The 25,778-nt window shown below is 37.1% G+C and carries 19 protein-coding genes; 3 read left to right on the top strand and 16 right to left on the bottom strand.

Annotated elements, in window-relative coordinates:
• The 3 genes from sdaAB to MUA88_RS04415 all read right to left on the bottom strand — a co-directional run bounded on the left by sdaAB (position 1) and on the right by MUA88_RS04415 (position 2,898).
• Positions 1 to 666: an L-serine ammonia-lyase, iron-sulfur-dependent subunit beta gene (gene sdaAB / locus MUA88_RS04425; protein ID WP_262604908.1), complete on the bottom strand. Its 666-nt coding sequence runs from the start codon at positions 664 to 666 to the stop codon at positions 1 to 3.
• 177 nt (positions 667 to 843) lie between these two features.
• On the bottom strand, positions 844 to 2,511 hold the full coding sequence (fakA, locus tag MUA88_RS04420) for a fatty acid kinase catalytic subunit FakA (RefSeq protein WP_262604907.1): 1,668 nt from the start codon (positions 2,509 to 2,511) through the stop codon (positions 844 to 846).
• A gap of 12 nt (positions 2,512 to 2,523) precedes the next feature.
• Positions 2,524 to 2,898, bottom strand: a complete 375-nt coding sequence (locus MUA88_RS04415; RefSeq protein ID WP_262604906.1) for an Asp23/Gls24 family envelope stress response protein — start codon at positions 2,896 to 2,898, stop codon at positions 2,524 to 2,526.
• A gap of 527 nt (positions 2,899 to 3,425) precedes the next feature.
• Here MUA88_RS04415 and rpmB point away from each other — a divergent pair.
• Positions 3,426 to 3,614, top strand: coding sequence for a 50S ribosomal protein L28 (gene rpmB / locus MUA88_RS04410; protein ID WP_086429264.1), 189 nt, complete (start codon positions 3,426 to 3,428; stop codon positions 3,612 to 3,614).
• 123 nt (positions 3,615 to 3,737) lie between these two features.
• Here the strand turns inward: rpmB and MUA88_RS04405 are convergent, their stop codons facing one another.
• The 9 genes from MUA88_RS04405 to def all read right to left on the bottom strand — a co-directional run bounded on the left by MUA88_RS04405 (position 3,738) and on the right by def (position 12,755).
• Positions 3,738 to 4,376: a thiamine diphosphokinase gene (locus MUA88_RS04405; RefSeq protein WP_262604905.1), complete on the bottom strand. Its 639-nt coding sequence runs from the start codon at positions 4,374 to 4,376 to the stop codon at positions 3,738 to 3,740.
• Between the two features lie 5 nt (positions 4,377 to 4,381).
• Positions 4,382 to 5,032, bottom strand: a complete 651-nt coding sequence (gene rpe, locus MUA88_RS04400; RefSeq protein WP_262605865.1) for a ribulose-phosphate 3-epimerase — start codon at positions 5,030 to 5,032, stop codon at positions 4,382 to 4,384.
• The gene (gene rsgA / locus MUA88_RS04395) at positions 5,032 to 5,907 is read right to left on the bottom strand and encodes a ribosome small subunit-dependent GTPase A (protein ID WP_262605864.1); all 876 of its coding nucleotides are present in this window, start codon (positions 5,905 to 5,907) and stop codon (positions 5,032 to 5,034) included. The genes rpe and rsgA overlap by 1 nt, the downstream gene beginning before the upstream one ends.
• A gap of 203 nt (positions 5,908 to 6,110) precedes the next feature.
• Positions 6,111 to 8,195, bottom strand: coding sequence for a Stk1 family PASTA domain-containing Ser/Thr kinase (pknB, locus tag MUA88_RS04390; RefSeq protein WP_262605863.1), 2,085 nt, complete (start codon positions 8,193 to 8,195; stop codon positions 6,111 to 6,113).
• Positions 8,192 to 8,935 carry a Stp1/IreP family PP2C-type Ser/Thr phosphatase gene (locus tag MUA88_RS04385; protein WP_262604901.1) on the bottom strand — a complete coding sequence of 248 codons (744 nt, stop codon included), beginning with the start codon at positions 8,933 to 8,935 and terminating at the stop codon, positions 8,192 to 8,194. The genes pknB and MUA88_RS04385 overlap by 4 nt, the downstream gene beginning before the upstream one ends.
• A 6-nt stretch (positions 8,936 to 8,941) precedes the next feature.
• Positions 8,942 to 10,036 carry a dual-specificity RNA methyltransferase RlmN gene (gene rlmN, locus MUA88_RS04380; RefSeq protein WP_262604900.1) on the bottom strand — a complete coding sequence of 365 codons (1,095 nt, stop codon included), beginning with the start codon at positions 10,034 to 10,036 and terminating at the stop codon, positions 8,942 to 8,944.
• Position 10,037: 1 nt separating this feature from the next.
• Positions 10,038 to 11,342, bottom strand: coding sequence for a 16S rRNA (cytosine(967)-C(5))-methyltransferase RsmB (rsmB, locus tag MUA88_RS04375; protein WP_262604899.1), 1,305 nt, complete (start codon positions 11,340 to 11,342; stop codon positions 10,038 to 10,040).
• Positions 11,342 to 12,274 (bottom strand): methionyl-tRNA formyltransferase, encoded by a 933-nt coding sequence (gene fmt, locus MUA88_RS04370; RefSeq protein ID WP_262605862.1) that lies wholly within the window; start codon positions 12,272 to 12,274, stop codon positions 11,342 to 11,344. The genes rsmB and fmt overlap by 1 nt, the downstream gene beginning before the upstream one ends.
• A complete protein-coding gene (gene def / locus MUA88_RS04365) occupies positions 12,267 to 12,755 on the bottom strand; it encodes a peptide deformylase (protein WP_262604897.1) in 489 nt (162 codons plus the stop codon). Before def ends, fmt begins: the two co-directional genes overlap by 8 nt.
• 309 nt (positions 12,756 to 13,064) lie before the next feature.
• Between def and MUA88_RS04360 the strand changes: the two genes are divergently transcribed.
• Positions 13,065 to 18,968 (top strand): SdrD B-like domain-containing protein, encoded by a 5,904-nt coding sequence (locus MUA88_RS04360; protein ID WP_262605861.1) that lies wholly within the window; start codon positions 13,065 to 13,067, stop codon positions 18,966 to 18,968.
• 92 nt (positions 18,969 to 19,060) lie between these two features.
• Here MUA88_RS04360 and priA read toward each other — a convergent pair whose 3' ends face one another.
• From priA to gmk, 4 genes are all read right to left on the bottom strand, one after another.
• A complete protein-coding gene (gene priA / locus MUA88_RS04355; RefSeq protein WP_262605860.1) occupies positions 19,061 to 21,469 on the bottom strand; it encodes a primosomal protein N' in 2,409 nt (802 codons plus the stop codon).
• The gene (gene coaBC, locus MUA88_RS04350) at positions 21,466 to 22,677 is read right to left on the bottom strand and encodes a bifunctional phosphopantothenoylcysteine decarboxylase/phosphopantothenate--cysteine ligase CoaBC (protein WP_262605859.1); all 1,212 of its coding nucleotides are present in this window, start codon (positions 22,675 to 22,677) and stop codon (positions 21,466 to 21,468) included. Before coaBC ends, priA begins: the two co-directional genes overlap by 4 nt.
• A gap of 123 nt (positions 22,678 to 22,800) precedes the next feature.
• Positions 22,801 to 23,010 carry a DNA-directed RNA polymerase subunit omega gene (gene rpoZ / locus MUA88_RS04345; protein WP_262560629.1) on the bottom strand — a complete coding sequence of 70 codons (210 nt, stop codon included), beginning with the start codon at positions 23,008 to 23,010 and terminating at the stop codon, positions 22,801 to 22,803.
• The gene (gene gmk / locus MUA88_RS04340) at positions 23,010 to 23,633 is read right to left on the bottom strand and encodes a guanylate kinase (protein WP_262604894.1); all 624 of its coding nucleotides are present in this window, start codon (positions 23,631 to 23,633) and stop codon (positions 23,010 to 23,012) included. Before gmk ends, rpoZ begins: the two co-directional genes overlap by 1 nt.
• Before the next feature lie 341 nt (positions 23,634 to 23,974).
• Between gmk and MUA88_RS04335 the strand changes: the two genes are divergently transcribed.
• Positions 23,975 to 25,681: an Rqc2 family fibronectin-binding protein gene (locus MUA88_RS04335; RefSeq protein ID WP_262605858.1), complete on the top strand. Its 1,707-nt coding sequence runs from the start codon at positions 23,975 to 23,977 to the stop codon at positions 25,679 to 25,681.
• Positions 25,682 to 25,778: the final 97 nt, after the last annotated feature.

Raw genomic sequence — 25,778 nt, 5'->3', positions numbered from 1 at the left:
TCAATCTTCACCCATAAGTGATACTGTGATAATACCTGGTATATCTCGTATTTCTTCAATCATTTCGTCACTGATTGATTCATCTAATTCACAAGTCATCAGTGCCTGATCTCCCTTTTCTTTTCGTGAAACATGCATGCTTCCCACATTGATGCTATTTACCCCCAGAATATTCGCTACTTTCCCGATTGTACCGAATGTGTCTTTGTGGAAAACAAGTAATGTTGGGTAGTTACCACTAATATTGATTGGGAATCCATTAATTGCGACGATTTCAATTTTACCACCGCCAATAGAGACACCTTCTACTGAAATGGTTGTTTCACCATCAGTCATATCAATAATGGCTGTATTTGGATGTGAACGATCTTCAGACATTTCAATAAAGTTCACGCGCATACCAAGCTCATTTGCAGTTTCTAAGCTTGTTTCGATGCGACTATCATCCGTGTCATACCCTAACAAGCCACCTACTAATGCGACATCCGTTCCATGGCCTTTATAAGTTTCCATAAATGAACCAAATAGGTAAATATCTGCTTGTGCAGGTTGCCCTCCAAATAGTGATCTAGCAACAAGACCAATACGCACAGCCCCCGCAGTATGCGATGACGATGGCCCCACCATCGTTGGTCCTATAATATCGAATATGCTTTTAAATTTCATAAGCTTCCCCCTGATTTTCATTATTTCTATTGCCATTATAACAATACCCAATTCTTTGTAAAATGTTCTTGATTTCCATCAATTTAACATAATACACGCACAAAAAGTGGGACAGTCTTCTCAAAGTAATTAAGAAAAAATGTCCCACTTGTCTATTACATTCTACAATCTATCACTTTATTCAACAGAGAATAAATATGGATAAATTGGTTGTTGTCCGTTTTGAATTTCAATTTCAACATCTTCAAAGTGTTCTTCTACATATGACTTAATAAATGATGTTTGTGCTTCAGTCGCTTCTTCACCAGTGATGACAGTTAAAATCTCACTATCTTCACTCAGCATAGCTTCTAAAGTTTGTTTCAATGTCTCGTTAACATCACGATCACTTACAACAATCTTATCTTCAATTAAGCCCATGTAAGCATCTTTTTCAATGTTGATACCATCAATTTTCGTATCACGTACTGCATATGTGATAGAACCTGATGTGACGTCCGCTAATGCTTCTGTCATCGCGTCAGCATTATCTTGTAATGAAGCAGTTGTGTCATAACTAAACATCGCTGCAATACCTTGTGGCACTGTACGTGTCGGTACAACAACAGCTTCTACATCCACAATTTCAGCGGCTTGTTGGCTTGCCATTTGAATATTTTTGTTATTCGGTAAGATAATGGCACGTTTGCAACCACTTTCTTGAATGACTGTCACAATATCTTCAGTAGATGGATTCATTGTTTGACCACCACTAATAATATGTGTTGCACCCATTGATTTAAAGAGCTTCGTGATTCCGTCACCCATTGAAATCGTAATAATCGCTGTTTCCACTTTTTCAGTAGCTGCTGGTCCTGTTGTTGCTTCTTTATCAGATTTTCCAGCTTCTTTACGCAATACTTCACGGTGTTGCTCACGCATGTTTTCAGCTTTTACTTTAATTAATTCACCATATTTTTGACCGAATGAAAAGACTTCTCCTGGTGTTTCAGTATGAACGTGAACTTTAACGATTTCATCATCACTAATAACAAGTAATGAGTCACCGAATTCACTCATATCTTCTCTGAAAGTTGCTTCATCAAATGGCGCTTTACCTGATTGGAAACGAACCATCATTTCTGTACAGTAACCATAAACGATATCTTCTGTATTAATGACACCGTGGAAATCATGGTCATCGTTGAAGAATTCTTCTTTGTCTACTTTTGGTGTTTTAGATTCAATTGTTTCACCGTTCATCGCTTTAATAAAGCCTTCATAAACAAGTGTTAAACCTTTACCACCACTGTCGACAACACCTACTTCTTTTAATACAGGTAATAAGTTAGGTGTGTTTTCAAGTGATTTTTGTGCTGCTTCATATACTGCTGTCATGACTTCTAAGCAGTCATCTGTTTTTTCAGCCGCTTCAACTGCCGCTTTCCCAGCATCTTTTGCAACTGTTAAAATTGTTCCTTCAACTGGTTTCATAACTGCTTTGTAAGCTGTTTTGACACCTGCTTCGAAACTACTTGCGAATTGTTTTGCATCAATTTCATTATACTCTTCAAGTGCTTTTGAAAAACCACGGAAGATTTGTGACAAGATAACACCTGAGTTACCACGTGCCCCCATCAATAAACCTTTAGAGAAAGATTTACCTAAGTCACCAATATGACTTGTTGGATTGTTTTGTACTTCCTCTTTACCTGAAGTCATAGATAGATTCATATTCGTCCCAGTATCTCCATCAGGTACTGGATATACGTTGAGTGAATCAACTAAATCAGCATTGTTTGATAAGTTTTGAGCCCCTTGTATAATCATATCGGCAAATAAATTACCGTTGATTTTCGTAACCATGCAAATGTCCTCCTATTTGTCGTTCCCGTCATTGTTAAAACGTACGCCTTGTACGAATATATTAACTGAGTTTACTTTTAATTTTAATGTGTGTTCTAATGTATATTTTACTGTTGATTGTACATTTTGTGCGACTTCTGAAATCTTAACGCCGTAGCTGACGATAATATACATGTCTACATCTAAAGTACCGTCATTTTCTCTTACAACAATCCCTCTTGCGTAATTTTCATGACCTAATATTTCAGCAATACCATCGCGTACTTGTTGACGAGATGCCATACCAACAATTCCGTAACATTCAACTGCTTTGCCGCCTACTACAGAAGCGATCACCTCATTTGAAATATCGATACTACCGTAATCATTTGTAATTTCTAATGCCATATCGTTACGCCTCCCATTCTCTTTTAATGCGTTTCATTCATCTAAAGTGTTAAAGTTCATTATTCAAATTGATTGTTTTAATCTTAAAATACTAAGGTACATATTACAAATATTTTACTATTTACAGAATACGTACGCTACTATAATGAATAAATGAAGATAGTAAACGAGGGTGTGAAAGAAGTGTTTTGAATTCGAGCAAAACTCAAGCAGTTTTTAAAGTAGCTCTTTTGTTTTGTTGAATTGTAACTGTTGAGAATTCGACTTCTTGGACACAGACATAAAGCAGTTGGACACTACTTTTAAAACACTATTCATCAATTTTCCAACCTATAAATGCATTATGTCTCAGCCTTATTTCCTACCTTGTAAGTAATCACAATAGTAAATTATAACAGAAACTCATGCGTACACAAAGTAATTTATGAATATCTCTATCTTTTTATTGCACATATTCTGTGATTATGATATATTACCGTAGTATGTAGTAGCAAAGTGTATTTGTATTTCTTAAAGGAGGTACGATGATGGGTAAAGAATGTTTCGTAACAGGACGTAAAGCATCAACTGGTAACAGACGCTCACACGCATTAAACTCAACGAAACGTCGTTGGAATGCGAACTTACAAAAAGTGAGAATTCTTGTTGATGGTAAACCTAAAAAAGTTTGGGTTTCAGCACGTGCTTTAAAATCAGGTAAAGTAACACGCGTATAATTTTAATATTATAAGAATCAAACGAGACTATATGTGGCAGTCTCGTTTTTTTGTATCCTTTTTTAATAAAAGAATAGACATTATTCATGTTTTGAATAATGCCTTATCCTTACTTAGTTAATTCTATTTATCTCGACTTCTCATTTGATACACCATGCCTCGGTGTACATAAACGGTCCCCGCTTTATCTTGAAATTCATTTGAAATGGTTAACGTTGAACCTATTTTTAACACTTCTTGATCCAAATTATATTTGAACCCTTTCAGTGATAAAGTAACCGCATCTGTCGCAGGAACAAAAGAGATATATGGATAACAAAGAAGTCGGTCTATTACATGTTCTCCCTCTGTAAGCAGTGAAATTTCATTCTGGTCGTCTAATAACCGAATTCGATATGTTTGATTCTCTGGTGCTTTCAATAACTGCATTGCACCCATAAAATGATCGAGTCGACCACCTGTCGCACCGTAGATATCAATTTCTTCAAATCCTTGTTCAATTGCTTTTACGACCCCTAATGCTAGATCAGTATCTGCTTTTTCAGCTGGAACTGGAGCTATATCTGTACGTTCTGCAATCCATCGTCGTTCTTCATCGGAAACTGAATCAAAATCACCGACTGTTAAATAAGGCTGAATGCCTTGTTCCAATAAAATTTTCGTACCACGATCAACGCCGCCCCATACTCCATCCTGATTGTTCACAAACACATCTGTCGGGAGTCCACGATCACTACATAATAACTGAATTCGTTTTGGCATGATGCTTACGCCTGCCCTTTTAAACGACTTACAGCATCTGCATAATCTTCTTGGTTAAAGAAGTATGAGCCGGCAACTAACCAGTCAGCTCCTGCTTCAACAACTTGTTGTGCGGTTTCAGCATTGACACCGCCGTCCACTTCGATTTTGAATAATAAGTTTTGTGCTGAACGCACATTTTTAAGCTCACGGATCTTATCAAGTGTTGCAGGAATGAACGCTTGTCCACCAAACCCTGGATTTACAGACATCACAAGAACAAAATCGATATCGGTTAATAATGGCTGAATCATTGAAACTGGTGTGCCAGGATTAATTACAACCCCAGCCTCTTTCCCATTCGCCTTAATTTTTTGAATTGCCCGGTGAATATGTGGTGTTGCTTCTACATGAACAGAGACTTTATCAGCCCCTTTTTGACAAAATTCATCAATATAAGGTTCTGGATTGGCAACCATTAAATGCACATCAATTGGCAATGAAGTACCTCTTCTCACTGCTTCTAAAATAGGAAAACCAATTGAGATATTCGGAACAAATTGACCATCCATGACGTCAAAATGTAATCCATCAACACCCGCTTTTTCAAGCGCCTCAATTTCATCGTTTAAAGTTAAAAAATCTGCTGAAAGTAAAGAAGGAAAAATATTTGTCATTAGTATCGTACCTTTCGATTAGATATTTCTTGGAATAGTTGTTCATAATGTTGGTATCTAAATTCAGCGATGTCTCCATCTTCCACCATCTTTTTCACATGACACTTAGGTTCATTCGTATGCGAACAGTCCCTAAACTTACACAGCGCACTCGCCTCTTTTATTTCTATAAAATAATCACCTAAATCTTGCTTTTCTATATGATCAAAATCAAGCGCACTAAAGCCAGGTGTATCAGCAATATAGCCATTTGCACGTGGATATAGTTCAACATGACGTGTCGTATGTCGACCTCGGTTTAAAGATTGTGAGATACTATTTGTTTCTATTGCTAATTCTGGACGGAAACGATTCAGCAATGTAGACTTACCGACACCTGATTGACCACTTAGCACGGCAATGCCCGGTTCCCATTCATTAAATACCGCTTGGACATCATCATCTTCACCCACAAATTGCGTTTCATAACCAATTTGTTGATAAACTTCCAAAAACTGCTTAATTTTTTCACGTTGCGCTTCGGAAGCTAAATCTTTTTTCGTTATGATAATTCGCGGTGATAGATTGTAAGAATGTGCAATCACTAAAAAACGATCCAACAGTTGTGTTGAGAAGTCTGGTTCTACAGCACTCATTACGATCACGAGTACATCGATATTACTCACTGGTGGTCGTTTAAGCTCATTTTTACGCTCATGAATATGTTGAATATAGCCAGAAGCATGTGTCTCAAAATCAATATCTACAATATCACCAACAACGGGTGTTATTTGCTTTTTTCTAAAAAGACCACGTGGTTTTGCATCAAATTGTTCACCTTCCACATCCACTCGGTAAACACCACTGATCGACTTAATTATTTGTCCTTTTTTCAAATTCACACCTCTTCTAAATTTTCATTTTCAAATTATACTCATTATATCAAAATATGCTACGGGATACAGCTAGAGGGTTGGTCAAAAGCACATAGGATTTTGCGTTGTAAATTGCAATTCACAAAGCTCATGATATTCATGAAAGTAAAAAGCATCCAGAATACCGATTAGATTCGACATCCTGGATGCGCAACATTTATTCGTTAAAAATCATCATACTTAATTTCTTTACTATCTACTTCTTTACCGTCTACAACGACACGATAACTTGCACTACCACCATCTTCAATCGTAAAGTTCAAAACTTGTGATGTACTGTTTTTAATTTCAAATGTTTTTGGACTTTTGCCATCATTGTTTTTATCTTTCACATATACTTCTACTTTTTGTGGTTTATTATCTTTTCCAGAGTATGGAATGACTAATGATTGCGTATACGTCTTATCATATTTTGGTTCGTCTTCTGAATCATCATCTTCTTTTGTTGATGATTTGGATACGTCTTTAGATGAATTCTCTTTCGGTTTATTTTTCAGCTTGTCTGCTTTAGATGCACCTTTAGATACAATAAACTTTACTTCTGATCCTTCATCCACTTCAACATCTTTCGGCGTTTGTTGAATAATATGATCTTCTTTAACCTTATTATCTTCACGTTCATCAGTCACTGTCACTTTTAAACCTTCTGCCTCAAGTTCAGCTGTCGCAACGGAAATATCTTTGTACGTATAATCTTTTACATACACTTGTCGTTTACCTAGAGACTCTGTAATCTGAACAGCTTCTTTCTTCACAGATACTTCTGATCCAGGCGTAATACTTTGCCCTTCAATATGACCTTTAGGAATCTCATTTTGTGTATATGCTGTTGTATAGCTCACTTTTTCAAAACCTAAATCGCTCAATATTTTTTCTGCTTCAGACTTTGATTTCCCTACTAAATCCGGCATTTTTTCGATATGTTCACCTTTAGAAATCATCAGATCAACAGCACTGTCTTGTTTAACCTTCGAACCTGCTTTTGGGTTAATAGATGCTACTTGCCCCTCTGCGTATTGATCACTATAAGTCTGAGACACTTTGCCTACTTTAAGATTTTTTTCTGCTAGTGTGTCTGTCGCACGTTGTTCCGTTTGACCTAACACATCTGGTACTTGACTATATTTATTCCCCATCACTGCAGCAGCTACAAAAAAGGATAATCCTAAAAACAGCAATAATAATACCAATCCTGCAAACACTTTTTTCTTACGTGAACGCTTTGGCTTTCCTGCATATGCTCCGGCCATCGCTGCTCGATGCGTACGCGGCGGTGGTGTTGGATTAGGTTGCTTCTTTTCTGTTTCAACAATTGGAATATGCGCTGTTTGGTTCGTTGCTGGTTCCTGTTGTTGTTTTAATGCACTTTTATCTAAAGCAACTGTTTTAGTAATTGCCTCATCCGCTTTATAAACAGGCTCGTTTGAACGATTTGGTTCTAATACTGTCGCAACATCATGTGCCATTTCTGACACGGTTACATATCTATTAGCCGGTTCTTTCTCTGTGGCTCTTAAAATAACGTTACTCAGAGCTTGTGGGATTTCTGATTGTTGTTCCGTAATATTAGGAACAGGTTCTTGAATTTGTTTAATTGCGATACCAACTGCTGTTTCACCACTAAACGGTGGCTCACCAGTTAACATTTCGTATAAAACAATCCCAATCGAGTATATATCAGAACGTTCTCCAGTTTTTTCGCCTTTTGCTTGTTCAGGTGATAAGTATTGAACAGTCCCTATCACATGATTGGTTTGTGTCATCGTTGTTTCACTTAATGCTTTTGCAATACCGAAATCAACAATTTTTAATGTATTTTGTGGATCAATCATGATGTTTTGCGGTTTAATATCTCGATGAACGATGCCTTGCTCATGTGCATGTTGGATACCTTGAAGAATTTGTTCAACAAAATCGATCGCTTGTTTAGGCGCAATCGGGCCATGTGATTTTATATATTCAGATAAAGTCATGCCGTCAATATATTCCATCACAAAATAGAAACAATCATCTTCCTCACCGACATCCAATACACCTACGATATTCGGGTGAGACAATTGCGTCGTATTCTGAACTTCGCGTTCAAAACGGTCAATTGTCTTTTGTCGTTCACTTGCTGGAATCTGTATCATTTTGATAGCAACTTTGCGATCCAAAATCGTATCAACAGCACGATACACTTTGGACATACCGCCGCCACCTAGGATTTCTTGAATCTCATAGCGTTCATCAATCATACGACCCATCATACCGGTTCACCCGCAATCTCTGCCAAAATAAACGTTACATTGTCTTTCGCTTCATTCTCTTCAGCTCTTGCCAATAAACGTTCACCTAAATCGTACAAATTTGCATCTTCATTAAGGATTTCTTGTAATTCGGATTTTGTCACATAGTCTGTCAAACCATCCGTATTCATCAATAAATACTGATAAAAATGAGTACGTCTTGTATAAATATCTGGTTTTACATGTTTATCCGTACCCATTACTTTTGTAATAATGTGACGTTTAGGATGTTGAAAAGCTTCTTCTTCGGTTATTTGTCCTAGCATGACGAGTTGATTCACAAATGTATGATCCATCGTCACTTGATTACATTCTCTACTATTAATTAAATATGCACGTGAATCACCGATGTTAGCGAAAATAATATGATTATCAAACACAATGGCACAAACACAAGTTGTTCCCATTCCTCTATATGCTTCATTTTCCTGAGACAATGTATAAAGTTCAAGATTCACCTCTTGTAATGTGCGTTTCAACCAAGCTTCTGCTTGATCCGCTTCGATTAAGTTTTCACGTTCAAATCGTGTTTGTAGTGATTCTAAGACATATTGCGACGCCACTTCACCTGCCAAGTGACCACCCATGCCATCGCACATGACAAGTAACTGTTGATCTGTCTGGTTATAAAACACACCAGCAGCATCTTCGTTTTGATCACGGTAATCTCCTGTTATCGAATAAAGTTCTGCGTTTAACATCGCTTTCTACCTCGTTTCTGCTTCTCGTTCCTTTGCACGCAATTGACCACATGCTGCATCAATATCTGCACCTTGTTCACGACGAATCGTTGCGTTAATGCCGAGACGTTTTAGTTCTTTTTCAAACTTAAAGATATCTTCTTTTGGCGTTTTGACATAGTTACGTTCTGGTACGTGGTTCACTGGAATTAAGTTTACATGACAATTTAGATGCTTAATCAATGCTGCAAGTTCACGCGCATGTGTTAACTGATCATTCACACCACCGAACAAGCCATATTCAAACGTAATACGACGATTTGTTTTCTCTTGGTAGTATTCGATCGCTTCAATTAACTTTTTCACATCATAGGCACGGTTAATCGGCATCAATTGTGAACGAATTTCATTATTTGCGGCATGTAGACTAATTGCAAAGTTGATTTGTAATGATTCATCCGCAAAGTCATAAATACGTGGAACGATACCTGAAGTAGATACTGTAATATGACGTGCACCAATATTTAAACCATTGTCATCATTAACGATTTTTAAGAAGTCCATCATCTCATCGTAGTTTTCAAATGGTTCACCAATCCCCATGATAACGATTGATGATACACGCTCGTCTGTTTCATCTAATGCTTTTTGTACAGTTAATACTTGTGAAACAATTTCACCTGCTTCAAGGTTACGCTTTAAGCCACCTAGTGTTGAGGCACAGAACGTACAACCAATTCGGCAACCTACTTGTGTTGTTACGCAGACTGAATTGCCATACTCATGTCGCATTAAAACTGTTTCAATCGTATAGCCATCTTGTAATTCAAATAAGAATTTAATTGTTCCATCGCGACTTTCTTGTCGAACAACTGTTTCTAATGTTGTCATTGTAAAGTTATCGGCTAACAATTGACGTAGATCTTTTGATAAGTTTGTCATTTCTTCAAACTGATCAACACGTTTTTCGTATAACCATTCAAATATTTGTTTCGCTCTAAAACTTTGTTGTCCATGTTCTTTTAACCAATCTTTCATTTCATCAAAGCGAACTGAATAGATGGATTGTTTTTCAAAATCAGGTAAGAATTTGTTCTTTTTCTTCTTTTCTGCTGTAATCATCTCACTGATCCTTTCTTCTAATCTTTGTTATAAAAAAGCCGTCTGCATCGTAATCTTGTGGTAAAAGTTGTAATGTTTTAACTTGTTGATCTGTTCTTGGATCTTTTATCGTTACGAATTCAAATTCTGGATGTGCTTTCAAAAATGTATAAATAACATTCTCGTTTTCCATTTGTTCTATTGTACAGGTTGAATAGATCAGCTCGCCACCTATTTTTAAATTTTGAGCAACATTGTTAAGGATTTGTAATTGAATCTTAACCAATTCATCAACCGTTTCTTGTGTCATCGTATATCGAATTTCTGGTTTATGACGTAAAACACCTAGTCCACTACATGGTGCATCGACTAAAATACGATCAAATTCACCTTCATATGGCACCGTTGCATCATGTTGATGTGCTTCGATACCAGAGAGTCCTAATTTATTGATATTATGCTGAATCAATCCAATTTTGTGGTCATGAATATCAGTTGCCAAAATATGACCTGAACCATCTAAAATTTCAGCCATATGACATGACTTACCACCTGGTGCGCTACAGCAATCCAACACATTGTGACCAGGTTGTAGATTCATCATTTCAGCTACAAACATAGAACTTTTATCTTGAATGCTAATTTTACCTTGTTTAAATAGTTGAGATTGCATCACACCAGTTCCTTCGACAATCAGACAATGTGTGATATCACGATCTTGCTGTACGTGATATCCTTCTTCTTCCAATTGTTGAACAACAGATGCAACTGATATTTTTGTACGGTTTACACGCACTGTCTGAACAGCAGGCAATAGCATTTGTTCTGCAATAGCTTCTGTCGTTTCTAAACCAAAGTGCGTTTTCCAATGTCGGATAATCCATGTCGGCAAACTGTAACGAACAGACAAGCGTTCATCTTTATTTTTAACACTATCAATATTTCTCAATGGTTGTGTTGTTGCTTGTCTTAAGATGGCATTCACTGTGTTACCTGTTTGTTTGCCGCCACGTTGCTTTGCAATTTCAACTGCTTCATTAATAATTGCGTGTGTCGGAATCTTATCCATATAAACAAATTGATACAAGCTCATCCACAAAAGTCTTCTTACCCAACCTTTAACTCTTGTCTTGATAAAAGGTTTTAGATAAAAATCTAATGTCAGTTTTCGTTTTAATGTCCCATATACAAGTGCTGTATACAACCCTCGGTCTGCAGGACTCAACTCATGCTCTTGTAAAACTTCATTCATTTTTAAGTTACTATATGCGCCATCCTTTAAGACCGCTTCTAATGTCTCGAAACTTAGTTCTCGTACAGTACTCATTAATGTAGTTCCTTTCCTACTAATGCATCTTGATAGCCACTTAAGAAGTTTGCAACAGGCATACGCTTTTTACCTGCGAGTTGAATTTCAGTTAACGCAATCGCATCATCAGAACCTGTTCCAACAATGATTTGTTTTTTTGTTGTTTCAAGGATTTGTCCTGGCATACCTTTTTTATCTGAAACAATTTGTGCTTGGTATAGCTTCATCACTTTATCATCCAGCTTTGTATAAGCTACTGGCCATGGTGATAAGCCACGAATATGGTTAAAAATAGCACGTGCATCTTTTGTCCAATCAATACGTTCATCTTCTCGTTGAATGTTAGAAGCAAAAGTTGCTTTATCAGATTCTTGCGGCGTACGTGCATTCGTTCCATTTAAAATGCTTGGCAGCGTTTCCTGTAAAAGCGCTGTTCCAAGATCACTTAACTTATCATGCATTGATCCTACATTATCCGTTTCTTCTATTGGAATGGCACGTTGTGAAATAATGTCTCCAGCATCTAATTGTTTTACCATGTACATAATTGTGACACCTGTTTCTGCTTCACCATCGATAATAGATTGATGAATTGGTGCACCTCCACGATATTTAGGTAGTAAAGACGCATGCACATTAACAGCACCATATGTTGGGTGTGAAAGTAATGATTCTGGCAATAATTGTCCAAAAGCTGCAGTGACGATTAAATCACACGGCATATTTAATAGTGTTTCTAACTCTTCAGACCCTATAAGCTTTTCGGGTTGGAGAACAGGAATATCATGTGCCACTGCTACTTTTTTCACAGGGGGCGGTGTCAGTGTTCTTTTTCTTCCTACAGGTCTATCTGGTTGTGTAACAACAGCAATCACTTCTTCTGTTTCAATTAACATCTCTAATATTTTTGTTGAGAAATCGGGTGTTCCCATAAAAATAATTTTACTCATCCTCTAAATACGCCTCCAATTCATCTTCCGTTACTTCTTTATGCATTTTATCAATAAACAAAATACCATTAAGTGTATCCATTTCATGTAAAATCATACGTGCGATATCATCATAAGCTGTCAACTCTACTTGATTTCCATTTAAGTCATTACTTTTCACAACAATCATACGACTTCTTTCAACTTCACCATAACGTCCCGGTACACTCATGCAGCCCTCAAGCTCTGTCGCCATTTCTGAACTTGCTGAACTAATTTCTGGGTTAATCAGTTGTAGTAAACCATCTTGCCCCATATCAATAAGTGCTACTTGTTGATTGACACCAATCTGTGGTGCCGCAATTGCCTGACTCCCCATCTCATACATTGTATCTTCCAAATCTTCTATTAATGAAGTTAATTTTTCATCATATTGAGACACCGGCTCAGTCTTCTGTCGCAAATTGGATGTGCGATAATTTAAAATTTTTTTCACTGCCATAATGCACACTCCTCTTTCGAAATTCATCATTTCATTATAGCTTAAATCTGTGTTAAACGATAGTTTCACAATTTTTATTCACTTTTAAAACCTGTTATATCAATATTTTTGGCATTCTATAAATTTAATAATTTCAAAACGACAATAATAGCTAAAAACAATAGTACGCATTCCTAAATATTAGTATCGTAAAATAGAAATAAAATAAATTTTTGTATTAAATTTCGATGTTGTTTTTATAAAAATGTTAGCATATAATTTCTTTAGCAGTATGAATATACGCTAAATTATATGTATAGGGGTGTAAATATGAGCAATAAGTACGATTTTATTCCGAATCGGTTGAATAAGTACTCTATTCGAAAATTTACGGTCGGCACGGCATCAATTTTAGTTGGTGCAACATTACTTTTCGAATTAAGTGATGACGCCAAAGCGGATGAAATTGAAACACAGGAAACAGCAGTCGCAAACGATGATGACACAGATGATCATAGCGATGCACAAACAGAAGACGCAGCCCTTCTGAACAACGAAAATGTGTCAAGTGAAGAAACACTTAGCACAGAAGAAAACAGCGTAGAATCTCCATCGATCAACACAGTAGAAAACACACAAGTTGAAACAACAAATGAAGAATCAACAGTAGCAGAGGAAAATGTTAAGACAGATGCAAAAGTTGATACGGTGAAACCAAGTATCGAAACAGAAAATACTGCAACAGATTTAAAAGAGGCATCTGAAGAAACTACACCAGCTAAAGAGGAAAAGGTTTCTGTAAAAGAAGAAGATGCAGTGAAAACATCAGAAGTTGTTACAGCAGTGAAAGAAGCATCACAACCAGAATCAAATACTGATACAATAGATGCTACAGCTGTTGAGAACACATTAACTCCAGCAGATACACAACCAGAACAACCCACTTCAAAACAAAACTTAATTCTAACTCCATCATTTGAAGACATCAGCACGAATTCAATTCCAACAGGTAACATTCCAACAAATGAAAAATATTTTGCTGCAATACTAACACCAGGTACAGGGTTTAGAACGGGATATTATTACCAACCTACGACATATATATATCCTAGACGTTGTGGTTGTGGTACACCACCTCCACCGCCTCCACCACCAAAACCAGTCATTCGTTTGCATAAACTAGGTGATATGGTATGGAATGACTCAAATAGAAATGGTATTCAAGATTTAGATGAAGAACAAGGTATTAGTGATGTAACAGTTGTATTAAAAAATGCGTATGGTGAAGAAATCAACCGTACTACAACGGATAAAGATGGTTACTACACATTTACTGACTTACCTACTGGCGAATACACTGTAAAATTTGAAACACCGAGAGGTTATCGCCCTACACTAGTTGGACGTGGCTTTGACGATAGTAAAGACTCTGATGGAACAACAGCAAATGTCTACTTATCTAGTGATGACTTAACAATTGACTCTGGATTCTATCAAATTACACCAACATACAATATTGGTGATAAAACTTGGAAAGATGAAAATCAAAATGGTATTCAAGATGAGCATGAGGAAGGTCTTGGTGGCGTAACTGTTATTTTAAGAGATAAAGATGGTAATGAATTAAAACGTACGGTATCAGACGCTCATGGTGATTACAGCTTCAACAACTTAGATCCTAATGACTATATTGTTGAATTTGTCACACCGCATGCATATGCACCAACTATCTCAAATATTGGTGGTAATTACTATGATGATATTGATTCTGATGGATTAAAAGTTAAAGTTCACTTAACAAATAATGATGTCACTATCGACTCTGGGTTCTATCGAATTGCAGACACTGTTCGTGTCGGTGACTATGTATGGGTAGACAAAAATAAAGATGGTGTTCAAGGAGAAGACGAACAACCTTTACCAGGTGTCACTGTTATTTTAAAAGATTCAGAAGATATGGAAATTGCTCGTACAGTTACTGATGAAAATGGTAATTATATTTTCCAAGATTTAGAGCCTGGTCACTATGCAATCCAGTTTGTTACACCAAAAGATTATAAACCAACTCAAGCTGAACGTGGTGGCGATGATGAAAAAGACTCGGATGGTATCTATGTAGAGGTAGAATTAGATGATGATGACGTTACAATCGATTCTGGTTTCTATAAAAAACCTTCTACGCTCGTTCTAGGCGACTACGTTTGGGAAGATGTCAATAAAGATGGACTTCAAGACAGTAATGAACCAGGACTTGCAGGTGTAACTGTTATTTTAAAAGATGGTCAAAATCATGAAATCACACGTACTACTACAGATGGAACGGGTCACTATCAATTTGATCATTTAAGTAACGGAAACTACATTGTTGAATTTGTTACACCTAATGACTACCAACCAACTTTAGTTGATCAAGATATTACCGGTAAAAAAGACTCTAATGGTTTAATTGTACCTGTTCGACTTGATGAAGATAATCATACGATTCATTCAGGTTTTTATCGTACAAATCACTCATACAAAATTGGTGACTACGTATGGGTAGATGAGAATAAAGATGGTATTCAAGATGCAAATGAAGCACCCCTACCAAATACAACGGTTATTTTATATGACCATAACGGCGAAGAAATTAAACGTACAGTAACAGACGAAACAGGTCATTACCTATTTGATCAACTTCAAAAAGGTAACTATGTTGTTGAATTCTTTGCACCTGAAGGCTATACCGTAACAAAAGATAACCAAGGAACTGATGATTCAAAAGACTCTGATGGCTACCTTGTAAATGTTAATCTTACTGGAGATGACATGACGATTGACTCTGGTTACTACAAAGTACCAAAGCTAGATCTCGGTGATTATGTTTGGGAAGATACAAATAAAGATGGTATCCAAGACGAAAATGAACATGGAATTCCTGGTGTAAAAGTAACATTAAAAAATGATGAAGGTTATCCTATTAGAACAACTACAACAGATGAGAACGGTCACTATATTTTCAAAAATGTCACAGTTGCACATTATACAGTGGAGTTCACTACACCAGATGGTTATGAACCAACACAAGCAAATCAGGGCTCTGATGATTCAAAAGACTCTGACGGCACTACAGTTGACGGTGCATTAAGTGATCACGATATGACGATTGATGCTGGATTCTACAAGAAAAAATATCAATTGGGAGACTATGTATGGGAAGACACGAATAAAGACGGTGTCCAAAATGACAATGAGTCCCCTATTAGTCATGTCGTTGTAATTCTTAAAGATGCTCAAGGTAATGAAATTACTCGTACAGAAACTGATGACACAGGACATTACTTGTTTGATGAACTTGAAAAAGGTAAATACACTGTTGAATTTGTGACGCCAGATGGTTATACAGCAACAACGACTAATCAAGGCGATGATTCAAAAGATTCTGATGGTCTTGTTGTACCTGTTGACTTACAAGATAACAACTTAACAATTGACTCTGGTTTCTATAAAGCAACATATCAAATCGGGAACAAAGTTTGGGATGATACAGATAATGACGGTATCCAAGATGAAGATGAGCCAGGTATTCCAAATGTCACAGTTATCTTAAAAGATAAAGATGGTAATCCAGTAGAAACAAAAACAACTGATGAGAATGGTGAATATCATTTCCCTAATGTTCCTCCTGGTGACTATACAGTTGAGTTTGTTACACCTGATGGTTATGAACCAACAAAACCAAATCAAGGTACAGATCCAGAGAAAGATTCTAATGGTACAACTGTTGAAGTACATGTCACAGATAATGATGAAACAATTGATTCTGGCTTCCATAAAAAACCAAAATATAAAATTGGTAACTATGTATGGGAAGATATTGAAAGTATTGAACTTGCGGCTGAAAACGAAGAATATGCAGATTTAGGCTATCAAGATGAAGATGAAAATCCTATTGCAAACGTCACAGTCATTTTAAAAGACGCTTCTGGTTCAGAAATTAATAGAACAACAACTGATGCTGAAGGACATTACTTATTCGATAATCTTGATCCAGGTCACTATACAGTTGAATTTGTAGCACCAGATGGTTATGTACCAACACCGGAACACCATGCACCAAAGAGACCATGGGATGACAAAGTACCAGAACTTGACAAAACACGTGATTCAGACGGTTTAGTTGTTCCTGTTGACTTAACAAACGATGACTTAACGATTGATTCTGGATTTGTTAAGAATGATTTCATGTTACATGGTATGGTATCCATCGACATGAATGATAACGGTACAAGTACTTATAATGGTATCGGACAACATGATGACCCAGACATGTTTGCTGAAAATGTTACTGTCATCTTAAGAGATGAAAACGGTGTTGAAGTTGCTCGTACAACGACAAATACACATGAAAATCCAAAGAGCTCAGGCGATGCAATAGTGGATGGCTATTGGTTTGAAGGCCAATACGTATTCCCTCATTTAAAACGTGGTCATTACACAATTGAAATTATCCCACCTGAAGGCTATCGCCTTTCAACATACAACCGTATTGTTCCGAATAGTATAGATTATGTGGAAATACCAGATGAATGGAAAGTAACTAACGAAGGTCTTTTAATCCCAGTTGACTTGAAGAGCAGTGAATTCAATCATTATACGGTTCTAACACATGATGTAACCCTTGGTGATAAAGTTTGGGAAGATACAAATAAAGATGGTATGCAAGACCCAGATGAGCAAGGTATCTCAAATGTTACAGTCGTATTAAAAGATGCAAATGGCACTGAAGTTGCGCGTACTACAACTGACGAAAATGGTAATTATAAATTTAAACAACTTGTTCGTGGTCATTACACAGTTGATTTCGAAACACCAGCTGGATACACATCTACCCTTTCAAACCAAGGTAGCGATGATACAAAAGATTCTGATGGATTATCAGTTGAAGTTGACTTACAAGATGATAACATGACTATCGATTCTGGTTTCTATAAAATACCATTATTTACAATCGGTGATAAAGTTTGGGAAGACACAAACGAAGACGGCATTCAAGATCCTAACGAACCAGGATTATCAGGAGTTCATGTTACTTTAACAAATGAAAACGATGAAGTCATTAAAGAAACAACAACTGATGAAAACAGTGGATATCACTTTGATGAATTACCACCAGGTACGTATGTTGTGAAATTTGAAACACCAGAAGGTTATACACCATCCCCAGTAAATACAACTGAAACTGATAAAGACTCGGATGGTACATCTGTAACTGTAACACTTAAAAATGACGATGAAACAATTGACTCTGGATTCCATAAAACAACACCAGATCCAACAACTGATGTAGATACTGATGGCGCCACTGATCCTAATACACCTGATGTAGATACAGAAGAACATCCAACAACACCAGATCCAGATAAAGATACAGACTCAGATAGTGATGCAGACAGTGATTCTGATTCGGACAGCGACTCTGATTCGGATAGTGACTCTGATGCCGACAGCGATTCTGACTCAGACAGCGATTCGGATGCAGACAGCGATTCTGATGCAGACAGCGATTCTGATGCAGACAGCGACTCTGACTCTGACAGCGATTCTGACTCTGATAGTGACTCTGATTCGGACAGCGATTCGGATTCTGATAGTGACTCTGACTCCGACAGTGACTCTGATTCGGACAGCGATTCGGATTCGGACAGTGATTCGGATTCGGACAGTGATTCTGACAGTGACTCTGATTCGGACAGCGATTCTGACTCTGACAGCGACTCTGACTCTGACAGTGACTCAGACTCTGACTCTGATTCGGACAGCGATTCGGATTCGGACAGCGATTCGGATTCGGACAGTGACTCTGATGCTGACAGTGACTCTGATGCAGACAGCGATTCTGATGCAGACAGCGATTCTGATGCAGATAGCGACTCGGATTCTGACAGCGACTCTGACTCGGATAGCGATTCTGACTCGGATAGCGATTCTGACTCGGATAGTGATTCTGATGCAGATAGTGACTCTGACAATAGTATCAATGAAGATATTGTTACTGAATCAGAAAATGAAACACAAACAAGTTCAAACAGTAAATCTTCAGATAACAACTTAAAAGATCAACAACATAATCTGAAAGCTTTACCTGAAACTGGTCAAAACACTGCAAATACAACATCATTTGGTGCATTATTTGCTGCTATTGGTTCATTACTTCTATTCGGGCGTAAGAAAAAACGTGAAGAAAATAAGTAATATCTAAAAAAAGAGGGGCGCGTCCCCTCTTTCTTTATACAAAATAAGCTACGATTCTCTACATTTTGTAATGAATCGTAGCTTTTATTTTTTTACATCATCATATAGGGACCGATATCTATACGAAGTGCAAGTTTATCTTGTTCGTAACGTTCATGATAATAATCATCTAAATAACGTAACGCATTAATTAATTCAGGTTCACTTTTATATTTTAATAAAATTTGAAAACGGTATTCATTATTGATACGTGCCAATGCTGCAGGTGCAGGGCCAAGAATAAATGACTTATCTGTCACATGTTGTAATATAGTTTGATGCACGTGGGTCGCTGCTTGTAATGCAACTTTCATTTTCTCATGTGTTATCGTAAAGTTAATCAAGAAGAAGTATGGTGGATATTTCGCTAACTGACGAAACTGCATTTCCTTCTCATAAAAGGCCAGATAATCGTTGGCTTGTACATCTTGAATCGCATAGTGATCTGGATTGTATGTTTGAATAATCACTTCACCTGTTTTTTCATGTCGTCCAGCACGACCTGCTACTTGTGTCAACAATTGGTAAGTTCTCTCACTCGATCTAAAATCAGGTAGATTTAACATGGTATCTGCATTCAATACGCCTACTAATGTTATGTTCGGAAAGTCCAAGCCTTTCGAAATCATTTGTGTACCAAGTAGAATATCTCCTTTACCCTCACCAAAAGCTTTTAATAATTTTTCATGACTTCCCTTTTTACTCGTTGTGTCAACATCCATTCGAATAATTCGAGCAGTAGGAAAACGCTCTTGAATCAATTCCTCTACACGCTGTGTCCCTGTACCCATTTGTTGAATATGTTCACTCCCACAACTTGGACATTGGAATGGCGCTGGTTCATGGTAACCACAATAGTGACACTTCAGTTCATGTGTTGTTTTATGATAGGTCATTGAAATATCACAATTCGGACATTGTGGTACGTGGCCACAATCACGACAAAGCATAAATGACGCATAACCACGGCGATTTAAAAATAATACCACTTGTTCTTGCTTATTCAATCGGTCTTCAATTGCTTTTGCCAAATCTTCTGAGAATATAGAACGATTGCCACTTGCCAATTCCTCTCTCATATCACGTATTTTAACTTCAGGTAATTGTTGATTATTCACACGCGTTGGCATAGAAAGCAATGTATAGACATTCTTAGTAGCACGGGCATAACTTTCCAGGCTTGGTGTGGCACTACCTAATACAAGTGGGCATTGATGATAGCGACTACGCCATTCTGCAATTTCTCTGGCATGATAACGTGGATAATCCTCTTGTTTATAGGTTGCTTCGTGTTCTTCATCAATGATAATCACACCTAAATTTTTAAATGGTGCAAAAACACTTGACCTGGCACCAACACTTACTCTTGCGCGTCCATCTCGAATTTTTTGCCATTCATCATATCGTTCTCCATGAGATAAACCAGAATGTAGAACAGCCACTTCATCACCGAAGCGACCTTTAAATCGTTGTACCATTTGCGGTGTCAATGCAATCTCTGGCACGAGCATCATTGCTTCTTGATGTCGTTCTAACACTTGATCAATGATTTGCAAATATACTTCCGTTTTACCAGAACCTGTGACACCATGTAATAAAAATGTCTCAGCTTGTTTTGATTCTGCTGCATGATTGATTTGATCATAAGCAACTTGCTGTTCTTTCGTAAGTTGGCGCTTTGTTTCTTTTTCAAAAATACGTCCTTCGTAAGGATTACGTTCAACGACAACATCGTATTTTTCAATCACACCATTACGTTCTAACGTATTGATTGCTGATTCTGAAAAACCCATTTCCTTCAACTCTCGCAGTCGGACAGGGCGATGCTGTTCATCTAATAAAAATGCCAGCACATCGTACTGTTTAGGTCTTTTCTCTAAATCCATTAAAATACTATCGCCCATGTCTGGTTGAATGACTCGCACAGCACGTTGTTTCTTTTTGGCTGTATGCTGTGACAACAGGGTCACTTCATGCACCGCACCCTGTTTCATATAAGCTAATAAGTCATTCACATCTTCATTTGCTTGTGCAGCTTTATATGGGTAAATACCTTCTTGATTAAACCTTTGTAATAAATATTCCGGTAATTTTTCAGCTTCAGTTATCTTAAATGCTTTTGTATATTTTGCTTTAATGGCACTGGGCAACATCGCTTCTAAAATGGAGATACGTTTTGACACAAAGTAATGACTATACCACTCACTCAATTTAACGAGTTCTTCTGTCAATTCTGGTTGAATATCCTTTACTTCATAAATGGGTTTCAAGCGATGTATCTCAATATCTGATTGTTCATCTGGTACGATTTGCATCACATAGCCTTGAATTTTTCGAGGACCAAATGGAACAAGTACACGCACACCAGGTTGTACAACATTCTGTAAATCTTCCGGTATGAGATAATCGAACGTTCTATCAACACTTTTAGCTGCAACATCCACAATAACTTGTGCAATCATTCATGCCATCTACTTTCTAATGTACCTAAAATTTTATATGCCAGTTCTTTCTTTGGCCCTTTTTCAATTGGTTGGGCATCTCCTTCTTTAAAGTATAATGTCACTTCATTTTGATCCGAATTAAAACCAATCGAACGGTCCCCAACATTATTCGCAATAATTACATCGGCTTTTTTACGCGTTAATTTATCTTTTGCATAATGTGCCACATCACGTGTCTCAGCAGCAAATCCGACTAATTTTTGATGTGTTTTATGTTCTCCTAAATATTTTAAAATATCTTTCGTACGGTTAAATTCAACCGTTAAGTTACCATCTTGTTTTTTTAATTTATGTTCTAATTTTGACACAGGCGTATAATCTGATACGGCAGCTGTTTTAAACACAATATCTTGTGCATCAAAACGTGAAACAACCGCTTCAAACATATCTTCTGCACTTGTTACTGGAACAAATGTCACATCTTGTGGAACTTCAATATGAGTTGGTCCTGATACTAATGTTACTTCTGCTCCTCGACTAACGAGTGCTTCTGCTAAAGCATATCCCATTTTTCCTGATGCTCGATTGGACACATAGCGCACTGGATCAATCTCTTCAATTGTTGTACCAGCTGTAATCAATACTTTTTTACCTGTAAAATATGTGTCAGTTAATATATTTTTCTGTGTGTTTGTTTCTCCTAGCTGTTTGAGCGAAGCAATGATATCTAACGGCTCTGCCATACGCCCTTTTGCGACATATCCACACGCTAAGAACCCTTCGCCTGGCTCAAGAAAATGATAGCCATCCGTTTTCAGTGTCTTCATATTTTCTTGTATACGCGGATTTTCATACATATGCACATTCATCGCCGGTGCAATTAACTTTGGTGCAGTCGTAGCAAGCAGTGTCGTTGTCACCATATCATCTGCAATGCCGTGACTTAACTTAGAAATGGTATTCGCTGTAGCGGGTGCAACAATCACAGCATCTGCCCAATCGCCTAATGTAATATGTTGGATCTCTTCTGGATTCTGTTCAATAAATGTATCTGTATATACAGCATTTCTACTAATAGCTTGAAACGATAATGGCGTTACAAACTGTTGCGCATTGTCAGTCAACATCACACGAACATCGTACCCTGCTTGTGTTAACTTACTCGTTAAATCAATGGCTTTATAGGCTGCGATTCCACCAGTCACCGCTAATAAAATGTTTTTCATAATGTCACTCCTGATTTTTATACTCTTATGAGCATTATAATATATTTATGCTTATTTTTGCTGAATATATCTATGAAAAAAAGACTCAGTCTCACTCGGAGCCAAGTCTTCATTCAATATTTATTAATAGTCTTTTAAGTCTACATTCGGCTTAACTTTACTTGAAGCCATCTCTTCTAATGCGCGTCCTACCGTCTTCTTACTCGTATAATCATCGAGTAATAATCCTTCTGGGTCTTCTTGAATTTCTCTTGCGCGTTTAGCTGCTGTCGTTGCGATGAGGTATTTAGAGTTCACTTTATCTTGTAAATGATGTAACGGTGGATATAACATTATTTTTTAGCCTCCAATAACATTTTTCGATATTTTGCTTCGATGCGTTCACGCTTCAGGTGTTCAGCTTCCACAATTGATTGAATACGGTCTTTTGCTAAGTCTACTTCATCGTTAACAACGACATAATCATAAAGATTCATCATTTCAACTTCTTTGCGTGCTTCATCCACACGTCGTTGAATTTTTTCAGATGATTCTGTACCGCGACCAATTAATCGTTCTTTTAGATGATCAAGACTCGGTGGTGCTAAAAAGATAAACAATGCATCAGGAAATTTTTTACGCACTTGTTTCGCACCTTCTACTTCAATCTCAAGAAATACATCATGACCTTCATTCATAGTGTCTTTTACATATTGAACCGGTGTCCCATAGTAGTTCCCTACATACTCTGCGTATTCGATAAAAGCATCTTGTTCAATGAGTTGTTCAAATTCTTCACGTGATTTAAAGAAATAATCAACGCCATCTTGCTCGCCTTCACGCATATCACGTGTCGTCATCGAGATTGAATATTTATAAGATGTATGCGGATCATCAAATATACGTTTTCTTACAGTTCCCTTCCCAACACCAGAGGGACCTGAAAGAACGATAAGTAAGCCTTTTTCAGTATCCATGCCTAACGACCTTTCTACGTTATTCTTCTAGTTATTATCATATCTTAACACAAGTTGATTTCCCTTGTATAGGGCGAGTATTACAACACTTCATATTTTACAGTAAGTGACGTTATTTAGAAATACATTTTTATAAAAAAGCATGCGACATAATTATAAAATGAACGAAATGTCACGTCCTAAATTCATAAGCAGGCTGTTTAACCAGCAATAAACTATATTCGTTTTTTATCTTTTATTAAATATGTTGTCTATTCCTATTCTCAATTCGTACAATCTCTATCCCTTATTTGTGTATGTTATAATAATGAAATGAATGAATAGAAAGGTGGCAATGAAATATGGCTTTTGATGGCCTCTTCACGAGAAAAATGGTTGCTGATTTACAAAGTTTAGTCAGCGGTCGTATTCATAAAATTAACCAACCGGAGAATGATACAATCTTGATGGTCATACGACAAAATCGTAAAAATCATCAGCTCTTGTTATCCATTCACCCTAACTTTGCACGTATTCATCTTACAACTAAAAAGTACGATAATCCGTTTGAGCCACCCATGTTCGCACGTGTCTTTCGTAAACATCTTGAAGGTGGCATCATTCGTGCCATACGTCAAATTGATAATGACCGTCGTGTGGAAATAGATGTTGAAAGTAAAGATGAGATTGGCGATACAATTCATAGAACCGTTATTTTAGAAATTATGGGGAAACATAGTAATCTTATTCTAGTTAATGAGGAATATAAAATTATTGAAGGTTTTAAACACCTCACACCAAATACCAATCAATATCGTACCGTGATGCCAGGCTTTCAGTATGAAGGTCCCCCTGCTCAAAATAAAAACAATCCATATGACTATCGTGGTGAAGATGTATTACAGTTTGTAGATTTTAATGCAGGACGTATCGACCGACAATTGCTACAGGCTTTTGAAGGTTTCTCTCCTTTAATTACAAAAGAGATTGTGTCACGTCGTCACTTTATGACAGCACATACGTTGCCTGAAGCATTTGATGAAGTTATGGCTGAGACTGATGAAGCAGATGTACCTGTTTTTCATAAAAATCATGAGACAGGTAAAGAAGATTTTTACTTTATGGCATTATCACAATTTGATGATGACGTTGTGCGTTATGAATCTCTCCACGAATTGCTAGATCGCTTTTATGATGCACGTGGTGAACGCGCACGTGTCAAACAACGTGCCAATGACCTCGTAAAACTTGTTCAACAACTATTACAGAAGTATCAAAATAAATATCGCAAGTTATTAGATGAACAACAAGGCACACAAGAAAAAGAGTTACAACAACTATACGGAGAATTAATTACAGCAAATATTTATCAGTTGAAACAAGGAGATAAATCGTTAGAGGCGCTCAATTATTATACGGGGGAACAAGTGACGATACCGTTGAATCCAACAAAGTCTCCAGCAGAAAACGCGCAATACTACTATAAGCAGTATAATCGTATGAAAACACGCGAACGCGAGCTCACACACCAATTAACCTTAACAGAGGAAAATATACAGTATTTCGAAAATATTGAGCAGCAACTGGCACATATTACAGTGGACGATATAGATGAAATTCGTGAGGAATTAGCTGAGCAAGGCTTTATTCGCCAACGTAAACAGCATAAGAAAAAGAAATCAGGCGCAATCAAATTACAAGCCTATCAGTCTACAGATGGCGATACCATTCTTGTCGGTAAAAATAACAAACAAAATGATTACCTAACAAATAAACGTGCACAAAAATCACACTATTGGTTCCATACAAAAGATTTTCCGGGCAGTCACGTCGTTATCTTAAACGATGCCCCTTCTGATCAAACAATAGATGAAGCTGCGATGATTGCTGCATACTTTTCAAAAGCGGGTCAATCGGGTCAAATTCCTGTAGACTTTACACAGATTAAGCATGTCCATAAGCCGAGTGGTGCAAAGCCTGGGTTTGTGACATATGATCATCAACAAACACGCTATGCCACACCGGATTATGATAAAATTCAATCTTTAAAACAATCAGAGTCTAAATAAGTGTTATCTTAAATACCAACGTAAGAATAGCCAACCTAAACCAAGAATGGCTAACATTGCTAATATTGGAATCACTAAATTCATGCTAATCATCAAT

Source organism: Staphylococcus sp. IVB6240, from assembly GCF_025558425.1.
Lineage (GTDB): Bacteria > Bacillota > Bacilli > Staphylococcales > Staphylococcaceae > Staphylococcus.
The sequence above is the reverse complement of the archived record's forward strand: the minus strand, read 5'-3'. Positions and strand labels throughout refer to the sequence as shown.